Below are 14,272 nucleotides of genomic sequence, written 5' to 3'. Positions count from 1 at the left end.
AAAAAAACCCACCGTAAGGTGGGTTTTTTATCCAGCATCAATCAGTTAGCAACGGAAGACCGTGGCTTGACCGGCTGGTTGTCGTTGGAAATGGTCACTTCCACGCGACGGTTCATGGCGCGGCCGGAGACGCTGCCGTTATCGGCAACCGGGTATTCCTTCCCATAACCCTGGGTCACGATACGCGAGATATCCACGCCTTGTTGAGCCAGTGCACGCTGAACAGAAGCGGCACGACGCTCAGACAGGCTCTGGTTGTACGAGTCGGAACCGGTGCTGTCGGTATAGCCTTCGACGATCACTTTACGGTCTGGGTTATCGCGCAGGAACTGAGCCAGCTTGGTGATGTTCACCAGGCCGCTGGATTTCAGATCAGACTTGTTGGTGGCGAACAGCACGTCACCGAAAGTCACCAGGGTGCCGCGATCGGTTTGTTTGGCGTTCAAGCTGTTTTGCAGTTGCTTGATTTGTGCGTCACGAGCGTCCAGCAGGGCGCGGGCACGTTCGTCACCAGCGTTTTTCAGCTTGGCCTCGGATTCGCGCAGGACGATGGTGTCCTTGGCCACTTCAACGCGCTGGTTGGTCAGGTAGGCCAACTGGTCGACTTTCTTCTCGTCTTCCTTGTCGCGGTAGGCCTTGTCAGCCTTGTCCAGCCATTCGCTGGCGTCTTTGGTTTCCAGCGCCGCCAGCTTGGTGGCTTGCGGGTTGGTTTGCAGGGACGAGAAATTGGTCCGCGCATTTTCCAGGTTCGCGTTCGGCGGGGTGGAGCAGGCCGCCAAGGCAACGCTCATCGCCAGCAGGGCAGGGATCATCAATTGTTTACGCATAGTCGTGTCGTCCTTTCAATTCGATATCAGGTGCGATGCAGTCAAGGGGCTGCGGCTTACTTCTGCATGATTGCAGCTGGGCGCATGCCTTCCTTACGCAGTTCTTCAACAGCCTTCTGGGAATCCTTCACAGCCTGTTGAGCCTTGGCAGCCTGGGCCTTACGCTCAGCGACGCGGGCATCCCACTCGGCTTGTTCAGCCAATTGGCGAGCCTTGTCGTAGTTCTTGTCGTGCATGGCAATCTCAGCTTCTTTGAGCTTGTCCTGGGCCGACTTCATTTCCACCGCCGCATACTCGGTACCGCCGGCGCTGACTGCGCTGTTGACGGCCGATTGGGTTACGGCGTACTGCTCGGTTGGAGGGTTGCCGGCGCAGCCAGCCAGAACGAAGCTGGTGCCGATTGCCAGCGCGGCCAATTTGAGCCCGCGCAGGTGGTTAAACGAGGATTTGGCAGTGCTGGTGTTCATCGTCTTCAACTCCATTGGATAACTCCTGAAAAACATCAAAATCCATCGGGGCGTATCGATTTCGGGCCCGTCGGTAAAGCACATGGCGTCCGTTCAAACGACCGTTCCACAAGTGATGGCTACTGGCTGTGACCGGAGGCTTTTTTCAAAAGTTCAGCGGATATGGCGATTTGCCTAAAAAAATATCTGACTGATTGGTCAGTGTTTGAAAAATGGAACTTTCGCGGTGCGCAGCGGTACCTCCGGGCCTGTAAAAGGCCCGGAATACGTGGGTTTAATTGACGTCAATAAATGTTTATCAGTGTTTTTGTTCGTCAGCGCCGGCCGACAAATCATGTAAGTGGCGACGGGATAAAGTAAGAAAGCGTGGCGTGGGGCCGACGTCTTCATACAGCGGGTCACCCTCTTCGTCGGTGGCAATTACCTGCTGGCCCTGGATGTAGGGAAAGCTGGCTTCCAGCTCTTCAAGGGCGGCACCGATCAACTCGCCGAGCAGTTCTTCGACATGGCGCTTGGGGTACATCTCGGCAATGGCCGCCAGCCGTGCAGCGGCTTCTACATCCAGATGAATGGCGTATTCAGTCTTGGTCAAACGACCCTTGGCGGTTTCTTCCCAATGCTGGGCCAGTTCTCGAATTTTCATGGCTACCTCAATAAAGCCTGCGATGGCAGGCGGTGATGAGCGACCAGCCGCCTGCGCGGATGACGCGGCGACTCACCGTTGAGACTAGCTGCAAGCGCCAAGGTTTAAAGTCGTTTGCGTTCGGCCTTGTCAGAAACCGACGTCGGCGGCACTCTGAAGCACCTGCGCGTCCCGGATTTCTGGCTGGAGATTGGCTGATGAGTGATATCGATGCACGCTTGCGTGAGGATGTTCACCTGCTGGGTGAGCTGTTGGGCAACACCATTCGAGAGCAGTACGGCGAGGCTTTCCTCGAGAAGATCGAGCAGATCCGCAAAGGCGCCAAGGCCGACCGTCGCGGAGCCGTTTCAGAGAAAGCCGCTGGCGATGAGTTGAGCGCCAGCCTCAACCAGTTGCAGGAGGACGAGCTGCTGCCGGTGGCCCGAGCCTTCAACCAGTTCCTCAACCTGGCCAACATTGCCGAACAATATCAATTGATTCATCGGCGCGATGAATCGCAACCCGCGCCGTTCGAATCGAGGGTCTTGCCGGAGTTGCTGGCCCGTCTGCAAAGCGAAGGGCACAGCAATGAATCCCTGGCCCGGCAGTTGGCGCGGTTGGACATCGAGCTGGTGCTCACCGCCCACCCCACCGAAGTGGCCCGCCGCACGCTGATCCAGAAATACGATGCCATTGCTGCGCAACTGGCCTTGCAGGATCACCGCGACCTCACCACCGCCGAGCGCGAGCAGATTCGCGAGCGCTTGCAACGCTTGATTGCCGAAGCCTGGCACACCGAAGAAATCCGTCGGGTGCGGCCCACCCCGGTGGACGAAGCCAAATGGGGCTTTGCGGTGATCGAGCATTCGCTGTGGCACGCCATCCCGAATTACCTGCGCAAGGCCGACCAGGCCCTGCACGCCGCCACCGGCCTGCGCCTGCCCCTGGAGGCTGCACCGATTCGCTTTGCTTCGTGGATGGGTGGCGACCGTGACGGCAACCCGAACGTCACCGCGCCGGTCACCCGCGAAGTGCTGTTGCTGGCGCGTTGGATGGCGGCGGATTTGTATCTGCGTGACATTGACCAACTGGCCTCCGAGCTGTCGATGCAACAGGCCAGCCCGGCGTTGCAAGCCAAAGTCGGCGACAGCGTCGAACCTTATCGTGCCTTGCTCAAGCAACTGCGTGAACGCCTGCGCGCCACGCGCCAGTGGGCCCACACCTCGTTGACCAGCACCACCCCGGCGCCGGCCGAGGTGTTGCAGAACAACCGCGACCTGCTGGACCCGCTACAACTGTGCTACCAGTCCCTGCACGAATGCGGCATGGGCGTGATCGCCGATGGCCCGCTGCTCGACTGCCTGCGCCGTGCCGTGACGTTCGGCCTGTTCCTGGTGCGCCTGGATGTGCGCCAGGACTCCAGCCGTCACTCGGCGGCCATGACCGAAATCACCGATTACCTGGGCCTGGGGCGTTATGAGGACTGGGATGAGGATGCGCGTATCAGCTTCCTCACCCAGGAACTGACCAATCGGCGGCCATTGCTGCCGGGTTACTTCAAACCCTCGGCGGACACTGCCGAGGTGCTCAATACCTGCAAGGAAATCGCCGCCGCACCAGCCGCATCATTAGGTTCGTATGTCATCTCCATGGCCGGCGCCGCGTCGGATGTGCTGGCGGTGCAACTGCTGTTGAAGGAATCCGGCGTACAGCGGCCAATGCGCGTAGTGCCATTGTTCGAGACCCTGGCCGACCTGGACAACGCCGGGCCGGTGATGGAGCGTCTGTTGCAACTGCCGGGTTACCGCGCGCGCTTGCAGGGCCCGCAGGAAGTGATGATTGGCTACTCGGACTCGGCCAAGGACGCCGGCACCACGGCCGCCGCCTGGGCACAGTACCGCGCCCAGGAGCGCCTGGTGGATATCTGCCGCGAGCAACAGGTGGAGCTGTTGTTGTTCCACGGTCGCGGAGGCACCGTTGGCCGTGGCGGTGGCCCGGCGCACGCTGCCATCCTGTCGCAGCCACCGGGCTCGGTAGCGGGGCGGTTCCGCACCACTGAGCAGGGAGAGATGATTCGCTTCAAATTCGGCCTGCCGGATATCGCTGAGCAGAACCTCAATCTCTACCTGGCCGCGGTACTGGAAGCGACCCTGTTACCGCCGCCGCCTCCCGAGCCTGCCTGGCGTCATCTGATGGACGAACTGGCGGCAGACGGTGTCAGCGCATACCGTGCCGTGGTGCGGGAAAATCCGCAGTTCGTCGAGTACTTCCGCCAGTCCACGCCGGAGCAGGAGTTGGGCCGTTTGCCTTTGGGCAGTCGCCCGGCCAAGCGTCGTGCGGGCGGGATTGAGAGCTTGCGCGCCATCCCATGGATCTTTGGCTGGACCCAGACGCGCCTGATGCTGCCCGCCTGGCTCGGCTGGGAAGCGGCACTGAGCAAGGCGCTGGAGCGCGGTGAAGGTCAATTGCTGGGGCAGATGCGCGAGCAGTGGCCGTTCTTTCGCACGCGCATCGACATGCTGGAAATGGTCCTGGCCAAGGCCGATGCCGATATCGCCCGTCTTTATGATGAGCGCCTGGTGCAGCCGGACCTGCTGGCATTGGGTGCGCACTTACGCGACCTATTGTCGCAGGCGTGTGACGTGGTGCTTGGCCTGACCGGCCAGTCGCAGCTGCTGGCCCATAGCCCCGACACCCTGGAGTTCATCCGCCTGCGCAACACCTACCTCGACCCCTTGCACCTGTTGCAGGCCGAGTTGCTGGCACGTTCCCGTCAGCAGGAGGCTGCCCAAGACAGCCCTCTGGAACAGGCGCTGCTGGTGTCCGTGGCCGGTATCGCGGCCGGTTTGCGCAACACCGGCTGAGGTTTTTTGCGTGTACTCAATGGCTTGCGGATAAACCGCGACGACCGCCCGGAAACGGGCGGTCGTCGTTTGAGAGGGTGGGTTGCGCTCAGGCACACCCTGGCGCTGACGCATGTGCGGCGCGGGTTTCTCCGACTTTTGGCGGCTTGTATGGTGAGGGCCCGCTGTGTATCTTGATCAGCCTTTGGCCGTTTGATCGGCCTAGAACCACATTTTTACGAGATTGGCCCCACGCGGCGAATCCGAGCGTCATCTCTATAAAAAATTGAGGAGCACATCGATGCGCGTCATTCTGCTGGGAGCTCCCGGGGCCGGTAAAGGTACTCAGGCAAAGTTCATCACTGAAAAATTCGGCATTCCACAAATCTCCACCGGCGACATGCTGCGTGCGGCCGTCAAGGCTGGCACCGAACTGGGCCTGATCGCCAAGAGCGTGATGGACAGCGGCGGCCTGGTCTCCGATGACCTGATCATCAACCTGGTCAAGGAACGCATCAGCCAGGAAGACTGCAAGAACGGTTTCCTGTTCGACGGCTTCCCACGCACCATTCCCCAGGCTGAAGCCTTGGTGAAGGCGGGCGTGGAGTTGGACGCCGTGGTCGAAATCGCGGTTGAAGACGAAGAGATCGTCCAGCGTATCGCTGGCCGTCGTGTTCACGAAGGCTCTGGCCGCGTGTACCACATCGACTACAACCCGCCGAAAGTGGAAGGCAAGGACGATGTCACCGGCGAAGACCTGGTGCAGCGTAAAGACGACACCGAAGAAACCGTGCGTCATCGCCTGTCGGTCTACCATTCCCAGACCAAGCCCCTGGTGGACTTCTACCAGAAGCTGTCCGCAGCCCAAGGCAAGCCGAAATACAGCCACATCCCTGGTGTGGGCTCGGTAGAGGCCATCACCGCCAAGGTGCTGCAAGCACTGAGCTGATCCCTTGATCAGCGGCACAGACAACGGCCCGCTTGCGGGTCGTTGTTGTTTATACTGGCGCACTTTTTTCCGACTTGGACACCCACACCGATGAGTACCCTGCTGGCCCTGGACACCGCGACTGAAGCTTGCTCCGTTGCCTTGCTGCACGATGGCAAGGTCACGAGCCACTACGAGGTGATCCCGCGCCTGCACGCGCAGAAATTGTTGCCGATGATCAAGCAATTGCTTGAAGACGCCGGGACCACCCTAGCGGCGGTGGATGCCATCGCGTTCGGCCGTGGCCCCGGTGCATTCACTGGCGTGCGCATCGCCATCGGCGTGGTGCAGGGCCTGGCCTTTGCGCTGGAGCGCCCGGTGTTGCCGGTGTCCAACCTGGCGGTACTGGCCCAGCGTGCGTTGCGTGAGCACGGGGCATCGCAGGTGGCAGCGGCAATTGATGCGCGCATGGATGAGGTTTACTGGGGTTGCTACCGTGAGACCGCAGGCGAAATGCGCCTGGTCGGTGCGGAAGCGGTGCTGGCCCCCGAAGCGGCGCAGTTGCCCGCTGACGCCAGCGGTGATTGGTTCGGTGCCGGCACGGGCTGGGGTTATGGCGAACGCATCAAGGTGACGTGTGCCGAGCAGGACGCAGCGATGTTGCCACACGCCGAAGACCTGCTGGCGTTGGCACGTTTCGCATTCGAGCGCGGCGAGGCGATTGCGGCGGACCAGGCAGCACCGGTGTACCTGCGCGATAAAGTCGCGCAGACCAAGGCCGAACGCGGGATTATTTGACGCCAAAAATGTGGGTGTTACGCGGCAAATTTCGCCAATCGTCAGAATTTGCCTGGGTTTTTAAACCTTTTACAAATTATGTGTTCTAGTTATCACCAGAGCATTTGCGCGCCATGGAAAGTGCCGCTAAATTGCCATCATTGATACCGAGTCTGCATGTATGCGTATAGACGGTTTTTCCTCACAGTCGTACCCCCTCAAGCGTAAGCCGCGCAAGGCGAGCGTGACGGTAGACGAGTCCGTCGAGGATTCACCGGACTTCATCGAAGTACACACCGATACGCCTTCCAAAGCTCAAGGCGCCTCGAGCGCACGCATAAGCGGCGTTCCTGCCCGTCAGCAAGACATGGTCTTTCCCCGTTCCATGAGCAAAAGCGTTGCCACCGCCTTGGCCAGCTACCTGACCACCGCCGGCTTTGTCGAATGGGATATGGAAGTGCTGGGTCTCGATATCCATATCTGATGCGTTTGCCTTATTACATCGGCTGCCCGTCCTGGAGTGAAAACGCCTGGCGCGAGTACCTGTATCCCGTTGAGGCACGTTCCAGCGATTACCTCGGGCTCTATTCCCAGGTCTTCAACGCCGTTGAGGGCAATACCACTTTTTATGCTCGCCCCTCGGCCGCCACTGTGCAGCGCTGGGCCGAAATCATGCCTGATGATTTTCGCTTCACCGCCAAATTTCCCGGCGATATCAGCCATGCTGGCGATTTGCGTGAACAGTTGCCGGCGGCAGAAAGTTTTGTCGGCTTGATGAGCCCTTTGGGTGAGCGCGTTTCACCGCTGTGGCTGCAGCTCTCGAAGAGCTTTACGCCGCCACGCCTGGCGGAGCTGGCTGGATTTCTCGATGGCATTGATCGGCCGCTGGCCGTGGAGGTGCGTCATGAACAGTTCTTCGCCAAGGGTGATGCTGAGCGCATGCTCAACCGCCTGTTGCGCGATCGCGGTGTCGAGCGCATCTGCCTCGATCCACGTGCCCTGTTCAGTTGTACCTCTACCTCCGAAGCGGTGCTGCATGCCCAGTCCAAAAAGCCCCGGGTGCCACCGCGCCCAGCGGCCCTGACGCAGTTTCCCCAGGTGCGCTTTATCGGGCATCCGGACCTTGAGGCCAATGACCCGTTCCTGATTCCCTGGGTGGAAAAGATCGCCAGTTGGATCGAAGAGGGCCGCACGCCCTATATGTTCCTGCACACCTCGGACAATCGTCTCGCGGCACAACTGGCGCTGCGCTTCCACGCCAAGCTGATGGTGCGCCTGCCAGGGCTACCGCCGCTGCCTGCCTTGCATCGAGAACCCGTGGCGGAGCAGCTCGGACTACTTTGAGGGTTGAGCCGTGGGTATGGTCAAGACATTGAGTGTGTTGCTGGTGCTGGTGGGCGCCTTTGCGCTGGCTGTCTGGCGGGGTTGGGTGCCGCCTGAATGGAACCCCTGGGCGCCCTTGGATGTGCGAGCGAGCCCCAACCTGTTGACGCGCTACAAGCTCAGTCGTTTGCAGGATGATCCAGCGCTGTGTGACCAGGTGTTGAACACCTCTGGTCTGCGCGTGAGCCGCCAGGCCGATACATCGGCGGATGCGGCATGCCCCTTGCGTAATATTCTGCGTGTGCAGGGCGCTGACGTGGCCTTGAGCAGCAGCTTTCTCGCCAGTTGCCCGCTCGCGGTGGCGTTCGCATTGTTCGAGCGCCACAGCCTGCAACCGGCGGCCCAGGCCGTGTTTGGTCAAGCGGTGAGTCGGGTCGAGCATTTGGGCAGTTTTGCCTGCCGTAATATCTACAATCGCGCCGACGGAAGGCTCAGCCAGCACGCCTCGGCCAATGCCCTGGATATCGCCGGGTTTCGCCTGGCGGATGGACGCAGCATCAGCGTGCTCAAGGATTGGCCGGGGCAGAGCGACAGTGCGCGTTTCCTGCGTTTGGTACGCGATGGCGCCTGTGATGATTTCAACGTGGTGTTGAGCCCGGACTACAACGCGGCTCATCGCAACCATTTCCATCTCGACATGGGGCGTTGGTGGGTGTGTCGCTAGGGTTCAGGCGGCCAGGCGCAGGTTGTGGGTCACCAGCGGGCGTGCCCAGTAGTAATCGAAATCCAGGGCCTTTTGCTGCGCCAGCAGTTCTTCTTCGGGGTACGGCGTGGCGGCCGGTGGCAGCAGGTCCAGCTCGAATTCGGCAATTGGCAGGTGCAGGGGGCGTGGTTGTGGCGCCGGGCCTGGCTCGGGTAGCGGTTGGCCGGCGTTCAGCACGATGGGGCGCACCCACTCGCTCTCAAACGCTTGTTGGCGTTGCTGGGCGATGACTTCTTCTTCCGGGAACGGCGTCGCGGCCGGTGGCAGCAGCTCGGTTTCGAACTCGGCAATCGGCAGGAAGAGCGGCTCCGGCGGGGTGATCTCGGTGTCTTTCACATCGCACTCACGCTGGGTGAGGATCTGCGCCAGCAGGTCGGCGCCTTCGCGGGGTTCAACTGCCGGGTCTGCCGGGGCGGGCGCCTTGGCGGCGAGCGCGTCCGGCGTTTCACCGAGCTGCTCGGCCAACGCGCGGGCAAAGAAGTCCTGCCACACATGACTCACCCCGGCCAGCGCTTGGGTATTGCGCAGGCCGTAATGGTTGTGGGTCGGCAGTACACCGATGGAAAGGGGAAGAATGTCTGACATTTTTCTCGGTCGACGCTCAGCTCTGGCAAAATACCTGACTGTAATTTTTATCGGCTGTTGTTTGCCGATCCTTAATTTTTTTGAGCGTGGCGATTGATGAACGAACAACCAGCGGCCAGCCGCATCCAGGTCCAAGCCTTGGCTGACAGCTTCCAGGCCCGCGCTGAACAGTGGGCTTCGCTGCTGGGGTTGCCTCTGCAGGTGGCCGATGCGGATTTTTCCCTGCAAGTGGGGGAGCACGGTTTGCAGTTGCAACAGCTTGGGCCTGATGCGCCAGGGCCGGTGCGTGTCGACTTTGTCGAAGGCGGCGCGGCGCATCGGCGATTGTATGGTGGTGGCAGCGGGCAGATGATCGCCAAGGCGGTGGGCATCGCCCAGGGCGTGCGCCCGCGAGTGCTGGACGCCACGGCTGGCTTGGGCAAGGACGCGTTCGTGCTGGCCAGCCTCGGGTGTGAGATGAGCCTGATCGAGCGCCAGCCGTTGATCGGCGCCTTGCTCGAAGATGGCCTGGCCCGCGCTGCAGAGGATTTTGACGTGGCGCCGATTGTGGCGCGCATGAAGCTGCTCAAGGGCAATTCCATCGACGTGATGCTCAATTGGCAGGGCGAGCCGCCTCAGGTGATCTACCTGGACCCGATGTTTCCGCACCGTGAGAAAACTGCGCTGGTGAAGAAGGAAATGCGCCTGTTTCGGCCGTTGGTGGGTGATGATCCGGATGCACCGGCGTTGCTCGCGGCCGCTCTGGCTTTGGCCAGCCATCGGGTGGTGGTCAAGCGGCCGCGCAAGGCACCCTGTATTGAGGGGCCGAAGCCAAGCCATGCGCTGGATGGCAAGTCCAGCCGCTACGACATTTATCCCAAGAAAGCGCTTAAGCCGTAAGCTGCAAACAGCAGCACTTATCTCCCTGGCGCGCCGCAATCCAAATGTGGGAGATTCTATGGTTGGAGGGAAGCCCCCAAACCCGCTTTTGATTGGTACTCGCTCTGGTTTTTCATGAGCGAAAAGGCGATACGCGCTAACTTGCGGGCGATGATGACCAGGGCTAGAGTTGTTTTCAGGCCCCTGGCCAGATAGCCCTCGTATAAAGGCTTCCAGGCTTCTGACCTAATACCGGCTGACGCCGCGTTATGCAGCAACCTGCGGATCTCTGAGTCTCCTTTCTTGCTTAACGAACGACGTCCGTTCATTTGCCCTGAGTCGGACACCCTCAAGTCCATTCCCAGAAAAGCAATGTAAGCGTCAGCACTTTCAAACTCTCCTCGTTGAAAGGCCATAGTCAGTGCAACTGCCGTAAGAAAACCAATGCCTTCTACGGCTTGGCAGCGCCTGACTTGATGCAAGACACCCGCTTCAGTGACAGCAGCTAATATCCGTTTTTCAATGAGCGCTTCATGTCTATCAAGACAAGCTGAAATGCTCTTGGACGAGGCTTTGAGCAAAGGCTCACCTGCCCAGCTCTGGTTCAGAGCAACACGCATCTTCACCAGTGCGGCACGTCGGCGAAGCGTATCCGTCCGGCCAACACACCTTCCTGACGCAACCGCCGAAGGACCAGCCCGTTTTGCGAAACCTCGGCTGTAGTTTACGACTTCAGCCTCAGCCGGGCCGGCGAGCATGCGCGTAACTTCCTACAAGACTGGAAGGGCAAGCTGGTCTGCGATTATTTCGGCGATTACAAGGCCAGCTTCGAACTCGGCGTGACTGAAATCGGCTGCATGGCTCATGCCCGGCGCAAGTTCTTCGAACTGCATGCGACTCACAAGAGCGCGCTGGCTGAGCAAGCCTTGCGTTACATGCAGGCGCTGTACGAGATCGAGGGGGAAATCGAGGATCTAGAACCGGACATACGCCGCCGAATACGGCAGGAAAAGGCGGTACCCGTGATGGATGCGTTGCATGCCTGGATGGTTGCCCAGCGCGACATCGTGCATAACGGTTCGGCCATTGGCAAAGCCTTGGATTACAGCTTGAAACGCTGGACGGCGCTGTCGCGCTACCTCGATGACGGGGCCGTGCCTATTGATAATAACTGGTGTGAGAACCAGATACGGCCTTGGGCGCTGGGGCGCAAGAACTGGCTCTTTGCTGGGTCGCTACGCAGCGGCAAACGCGCCGCTGCGATCATGAGTTTGATTCAGTCGGCCCGGAACAATGGGCACGATCCCTAGGCCTACCTGAAGGATGTGCTGACGCGCCTGCCTACGCAGCGGGCAAGTGAGATTGCAGAGTTGCTGCCGCATAGGTGGCGTCCGGCTTAGTCGTGCAAGACGGTTTGCCCGTACGCTTACAAAGAAAGCCCAGCTTGAGCTGGGCTTTCTTTTGCAGACCTACATATCACTCAAGCGTATACTTATTCTCAGCCATAAAGGCTGGCTCTTTCCAATTAGGACCTTTTTTAATTCCCCCATCAGAATTATCAATCAGCCCTTCCAGTCTCATGTTATGAACAAGCTTTAATAGCTCAAGATTATTACCAATATTTACCCAGCCATTCCTGTTATATAGTCGATCCAGCATCGGATATGAAATTGACTTATTTCTTACTATAAAAAGAACGACATCTCTTGGGGATTCAGAGTTTACAATATCATTGATGTTGCTCATGTTATTCTCCGTATATTTGTTTGTTTTCTGCGACTATAGCTTCTGGCGTATAGAGTAATTCGTCAGCATCTTTAAGCTTGAAATCCTCTAAAGTCGCGGCATGAGTATTATTCCAAGTGGCGCCATCGTCGTTCGGTTTCACTCCATCCGTTATACCTAGAGCCCTATACCGCTCTAGCTCACGAATCTCATGGGTGTAAAATCGCTTATCGACATCGGTAATGGCCAATTCGCCAGTTAGGATTTTTTCCAGACGGTCAATCATCACAACATTTGCGTCCGATGGGTCGAATCTGCTCGTATGCAGCTTAACGAGGTCAATACCTTCCTGAGTCACCGCTGCGGTTGTCCAGTCTAGACTCTGAATGGGGCCGCCCGCCTTATCAGGATTGTACATCCGACCGCTGTGCTCACCTTTGGTGGTAGCCCCTTCGTACGGACTACTAAATACCGCATAAATCGGCGGTAAACCCGAATCTGCGGGGTAAACGTAAATAGCGTCCCGAATATCCAACTGGCCGACTACCGGAAACGGCTCAGCTTTGACCTCAATCGGTGTCAGTGTAATCCCGGTATACACCGGGGTTTCGACAGGCTGCGCAGGCGTCGCCGTCGAGCTATTACCTGGTACTCCGATTGGGAACGTCAGGGTGATCGGTGGTGAGTCAGTTGTAGTGAACGTATAGGCATTGGCCACAGGATCAAGCACTAGCGCTCTTACCGGGACGGTAGGTGCTAACCCTCCAGTGGGCTGGGTGGCCACTACCGAGTATTTGGACTGATCGCCATAAATTCGGTAGGGCACATCCACAGTTCCTCCCGCCGCGGCGATCTCGGCAAGATTTTCGGGAAGATTAGGCGCTAAATCCTTGGCCGGCGTGTTAAGCATGGTCGAAGGTAGCTCACCATTACCCAGTGATGGTGAATAGACCAGCGCGCCAATGCCCACTGCCGTGGCAGCACTTACAACAGTGCCTAAGGCTACCTTTGCAGCCTGAATAGCCGCATCCAGCGTAAGACCTGAACCGGCAGTAATGGCGATAGAGCCAGCCGCAGTACTTAACTGACTCGCACCGTCAGCGGGGAGCCTATACGTATTAGCGGCTTTAAGTGCTGCAGCTTCAGCAGCAATTCTTGCTGCCTCTGCAGCGGCCGCTTCATCAGCAATGCGCTTGGCTTCAGCTTCGGCGGCTAACCTGGCAGCTTCTGCTGCAGCGGCCTCATCAGCGATACGCTTAGCTTCTGCCTCTGCCGCTACTCGCGCCGCTTCAGCAGCGGCTGCCTCATCAGCCACGCGTTTGGCTTCAGCCTCAGCTGCAACCCTTGCGGCTTCCGCAGCTGCCGCCTCATCGGCAATACGTTTAGCCTCGGCGTCTGCACGTGCTTGATTAGCCTGTGCCTGAAGGTTCTGCTTCAGGGCATTCAAATAGTCGATCTCGCGGTTGCTATATTTTGCAGCATACGAAGCCTCAAGTGAGGCGTACCATTCTTTATAATTTTTATCCGGAGGGTAATTTGTCTTGCTTCCGCTGATTGCATCTTTAATAAACTGCATCGTCGGATAATAAAAGAAGTCTCCATAGTAGTACTTATCAGCAATCACTTTTTGAGCAGCAGCAGCCTGTGCTTTTTGAGCAATTAGCGTATCTACCGAACGAATATGCTGTTCGATTTTCTCGACTTCGCTCGCGGGACTGCCTTCATTTTGTTCTATTGCAGTAATGCTTTGTGCAATAGATTCAGGCATCGACTGAAGATTCGCTGCAAAGCTTGCCTCCTGGTCCTTAACATTCTGGGAAATGATGGGAGGGTATGTGTTAAGCACATAAGTACGCGTTGCAACGTTAATGAGCTGTCCGGTGTGACTATGTGAAAAATCACTGTCACCACCACCCCCTCCGAATGTCTGAGGTTCATATTTATTAATAGCATTGATTTCAATTTCTGGCAGATGAATCGTATCGCCATTAGCCATAGTGAATTCTCCTTTTCGCTAGGTACAGCATAAGAGCTTTGTACATCTCAGTAGGATGGACGGATGGTTCTCTCGTTGCCTTACTACTCTCTGATGAACGGCTTCGCCTCTTGGGTTGTCAGTTTTTGAGAAGCTCAACGAACGAGAATCCCCGTCTTCTCCACTTTTCACCATATCGCATTAATACTGTATGGGTATCCAGTATCAAGGGGAAACAAAAAATGCACTTATGCATATCGCGACCGACAAACGGTAGTGGTCACTATTCCTTACGATACGGCTCTGAGCTTGACGGTGGGGGGAGCACACCTCTGTGACCGCAACCACTGCCGGTCATTTGCAGATAATGTGAGCCCGTCACAATGGAACGCGAGTCTACGGCGTCGAATGCAAGCCCATTTGCAATTAATGTGAGCCGGAGCCTTTGGCTGGTTGCAGTTAATGTGAGCCAGAAATGCCGCTGAATGCGAGCCCGCGTGTTTTCAAACGCGAGCCGCTACACTTAGGGTTCCGCCCTGACGGCGGCTCACTTTGCAAAAGCCGGGATGCCGGCCCAGG

The 14,272-nt window shown here is 58.2% G+C and carries 13 protein-coding genes and 2 pseudogenes; 8 read left to right on the top strand and 7 right to left on the bottom strand.

From position 1 onward, the window contains the following. Positions 1–41: 41 nt before the first annotated feature. The 3 genes from OC445_RS25290 to OC445_RS25280 all read right to left on the bottom strand — a co-directional run bounded on the left by OC445_RS25290 (position 42) and on the right by OC445_RS25280 (position 1,937). Entirely contained in the window at positions 42–827 is a 786-nt protein-coding gene (locus tag OC445_RS25290) for an OmpA family protein (RefSeq protein ID WP_034126516.1), read from the bottom strand. 56 nt (positions 828–883) lie between these two features. Beyond that, positions 884–1,309 (bottom strand): DUF4398 domain-containing protein, encoded by a 426-nt coding sequence (locus OC445_RS25285; protein WP_034126517.1) that lies wholly within the window; start codon positions 1,307–1,309, stop codon positions 884–886. A 283-nt stretch (positions 1,310–1,592) separates the two neighbouring features. Continuing rightward, positions 1,593–1,937: a hypothetical protein gene (locus OC445_RS25280; protein WP_034126518.1), complete on the bottom strand. Its 345-nt coding sequence runs from the start codon at positions 1,935–1,937 to the stop codon at positions 1,593–1,595. A gap of 197 nt (positions 1,938–2,134) precedes the next feature. On the opposite strand from OC445_RS25280, the gene ppc reads away from it, so the two are divergent. The 6 genes from ppc to OC445_RS25250 all read left to right on the top strand — a co-directional run bounded on the left by ppc (position 2,135) and on the right by OC445_RS25250 (position 8,511). After that, positions 2,135–4,780: a phosphoenolpyruvate carboxylase gene (gene ppc, locus OC445_RS25275; protein WP_034126519.1), complete on the top strand. Its 2,646-nt coding sequence runs from the start codon at positions 2,135–2,137 to the stop codon at positions 4,778–4,780. A 280-nt stretch (positions 4,781–5,060) separates the two neighbouring features. Continuing rightward, on the top strand, positions 5,061–5,708 hold the full coding sequence (gene adk, locus OC445_RS25270) for an adenylate kinase (RefSeq protein WP_054897117.1): 648 nt from the start codon (positions 5,061–5,063) through the stop codon (positions 5,706–5,708). A gap of 90 nt (positions 5,709–5,798) precedes the next feature. Next, complete coding sequence (gene tsaB / locus OC445_RS25265) at positions 5,799–6,485, top strand: tRNA (adenosine(37)-N6)-threonylcarbamoyltransferase complex dimerization subunit type 1 TsaB (protein ID WP_034126520.1); 687 nt, start codon at positions 5,799–5,801, stop codon at positions 6,483–6,485. Between the two features lie 160 nt (positions 6,486–6,645). Further along, a complete protein-coding gene (locus tag OC445_RS25260) occupies positions 6,646–6,948 on the top strand; it encodes a hypothetical protein (protein WP_034126521.1) in 303 nt (100 codons plus the stop codon). Then, the gene (locus tag OC445_RS25255; protein ID WP_038449171.1) at positions 6,948–7,808 is read left to right on the top strand and encodes a DUF72 domain-containing protein; all 861 of its coding nucleotides are present in this window, start codon (positions 6,948–6,950) and stop codon (positions 7,806–7,808) included. The genes OC445_RS25260 and OC445_RS25255 overlap by 1 nt, the downstream gene beginning before the upstream one ends. A gap of 16 nt (positions 7,809–7,824) precedes the next feature. Continuing rightward, positions 7,825–8,511 carry an extensin family protein gene (locus OC445_RS25250; RefSeq protein ID WP_054897118.1) on the top strand — a complete coding sequence of 229 codons (687 nt, stop codon included), beginning with the start codon at positions 7,825–7,827 and terminating at the stop codon, positions 8,509–8,511. Between the two features lie 3 nt (positions 8,512–8,514). On the opposite strand, the gene OC445_RS25245 is transcribed toward OC445_RS25250, so the two are convergent. Then, positions 8,515–9,135 carry a hypothetical protein gene (locus OC445_RS25245; protein WP_054897119.1) on the bottom strand — a complete coding sequence of 207 codons (621 nt, stop codon included), beginning with the start codon at positions 9,133–9,135 and terminating at the stop codon, positions 8,515–8,517. 96 nt (positions 9,136–9,231) lie between these two features. On the opposite strand from OC445_RS25245, the gene OC445_RS25240 reads away from it, so the two are divergent. Beyond that, on the top strand, positions 9,232–10,014 hold the full coding sequence (locus OC445_RS25240) for a class I SAM-dependent methyltransferase (protein WP_014717213.1): 783 nt from the start codon (positions 9,232–9,234) through the stop codon (positions 10,012–10,014). A 56-nt stretch (positions 10,015–10,070) separates the two neighbouring features. Here the strand turns inward: OC445_RS25240 and OC445_RS25235 are convergent. Continuing rightward, positions 10,071–10,640 (bottom strand): annotated as a pseudogene (locus OC445_RS25235) (transposase); the annotation flags it as partial. 45 nt (positions 10,641–10,685) lie between these two features. Here OC445_RS25235 and tnpC point away from each other — a divergent pair. Continuing rightward, positions 10,686–11,393: pseudogene (gene tnpC / locus OC445_RS25230) on the top strand (IS66 family transposase); the annotation flags it as partial. A gap of 76 nt (positions 11,394–11,469) precedes the next feature. Here the strand turns inward: tnpC and OC445_RS25225 are convergent. Then, the gene (locus tag OC445_RS25225) at positions 11,470–11,739 is read right to left on the bottom strand and encodes a hypothetical protein (RefSeq protein WP_034126525.1); all 270 of its coding nucleotides are present in this window, start codon (positions 11,737–11,739) and stop codon (positions 11,470–11,472) included. Between the two features lies 1 nt (position 11,740). Then, positions 11,741–13,486 (bottom strand): S-type pyocin domain-containing protein, encoded by a 1,746-nt coding sequence (locus tag OC445_RS25220; RefSeq protein WP_410055964.1) that lies wholly within the window; start codon positions 13,484–13,486, stop codon positions 11,741–11,743. Positions 13,487–14,272: the final 786 nt, after the last annotated feature.

Origin of the sequence: Pseudomonas sp. Pse35, from assembly GCF_024519715.1 — a bacterium.
Lineage (GTDB): Bacteria > Pseudomonadota > Gammaproteobacteria > Pseudomonadales > Pseudomonadaceae > Aquipseudomonas > Aquipseudomonas paracarnis.
Note: the sequence above shows the minus strand (reverse complement) of the source record. Positions and strands in the feature narration are given on the sequence as shown.

What these genes read in the sequence shown, in the direction of transcription:
- OC445_RS25255 (WP_038449171.1), top strand. Translation starts at nt 6,948, where the DNA reads ATGCGTTTGCCTTATTACATCGGCTGCCCGTCCTGGAGTGAAAACGCC.
- OC445_RS25260 (WP_034126521.1), top strand. Translation starts at nt 6,646, where the DNA reads ATGCGTATAGACGGTTTTTCCTCACAGTCGTACCCCCTCAAGCGTAAG.
- ppc (WP_034126519.1), top strand. Translation starts at nt 2,135, where the DNA reads ATGAGTGATATCGATGCACGCTTGCGTGAGGATGTTCACCTGCTGGGT.
- OC445_RS25285 (WP_034126517.1), bottom strand. Translation starts at nt 1,309, where the DNA reads ATGGAGTTGAAGACGATGAACACCAGCACTGCCAAATCCTCGTTTAAC.
- OC445_RS25290 (WP_034126516.1), bottom strand. Translation starts at nt 827, where the DNA reads ATGCGTAAACAATTGATGATCCCTGCCCTGCTGGCGATGAGCGTTGCC.
- OC445_RS25240 (WP_014717213.1), top strand. Translation starts at nt 9,232, where the DNA reads ATGAACGAACAACCAGCGGCCAGCCGCATCCAGGTCCAAGCCTTGGCT.
- OC445_RS25280 (WP_034126518.1), bottom strand. Translation starts at nt 1,937, where the DNA reads ATGAAAATTCGAGAACTGGCCCAGCATTGGGAAGAAACCGCCAAGGGT.
- tsaB (WP_034126520.1), top strand. Translation starts at nt 5,799, where the DNA reads ATGAGTACCCTGCTGGCCCTGGACACCGCGACTGAAGCTTGCTCCGTT.
- OC445_RS25225 (WP_034126525.1), bottom strand. Translation starts at nt 11,739, where the DNA reads ATGAGCAACATCAATGATATTGTAAACTCTGAATCCCCAAGAGATGTC.
- OC445_RS25245 (WP_054897119.1), bottom strand. Translation starts at nt 9,135, where the DNA reads ATGTCAGACATTCTTCCCCTTTCCATCGGTGTACTGCCGACCCACAAC.
- OC445_RS25220 (WP_410055964.1), bottom strand. Translation starts at nt 13,486, where the DNA reads ATGCCTGAATCTATTGCACAAAGCATTACTGCAATAGAACAAAATGAA.
- adk (WP_054897117.1), top strand. Translation starts at nt 5,061, where the DNA reads ATGCGCGTCATTCTGCTGGGAGCTCCCGGGGCCGGTAAAGGTACTCAG.
- OC445_RS25250 (WP_054897118.1), top strand. Translation starts at nt 7,825, where the DNA reads ATGGTCAAGACATTGAGTGTGTTGCTGGTGCTGGTGGGCGCCTTTGCG.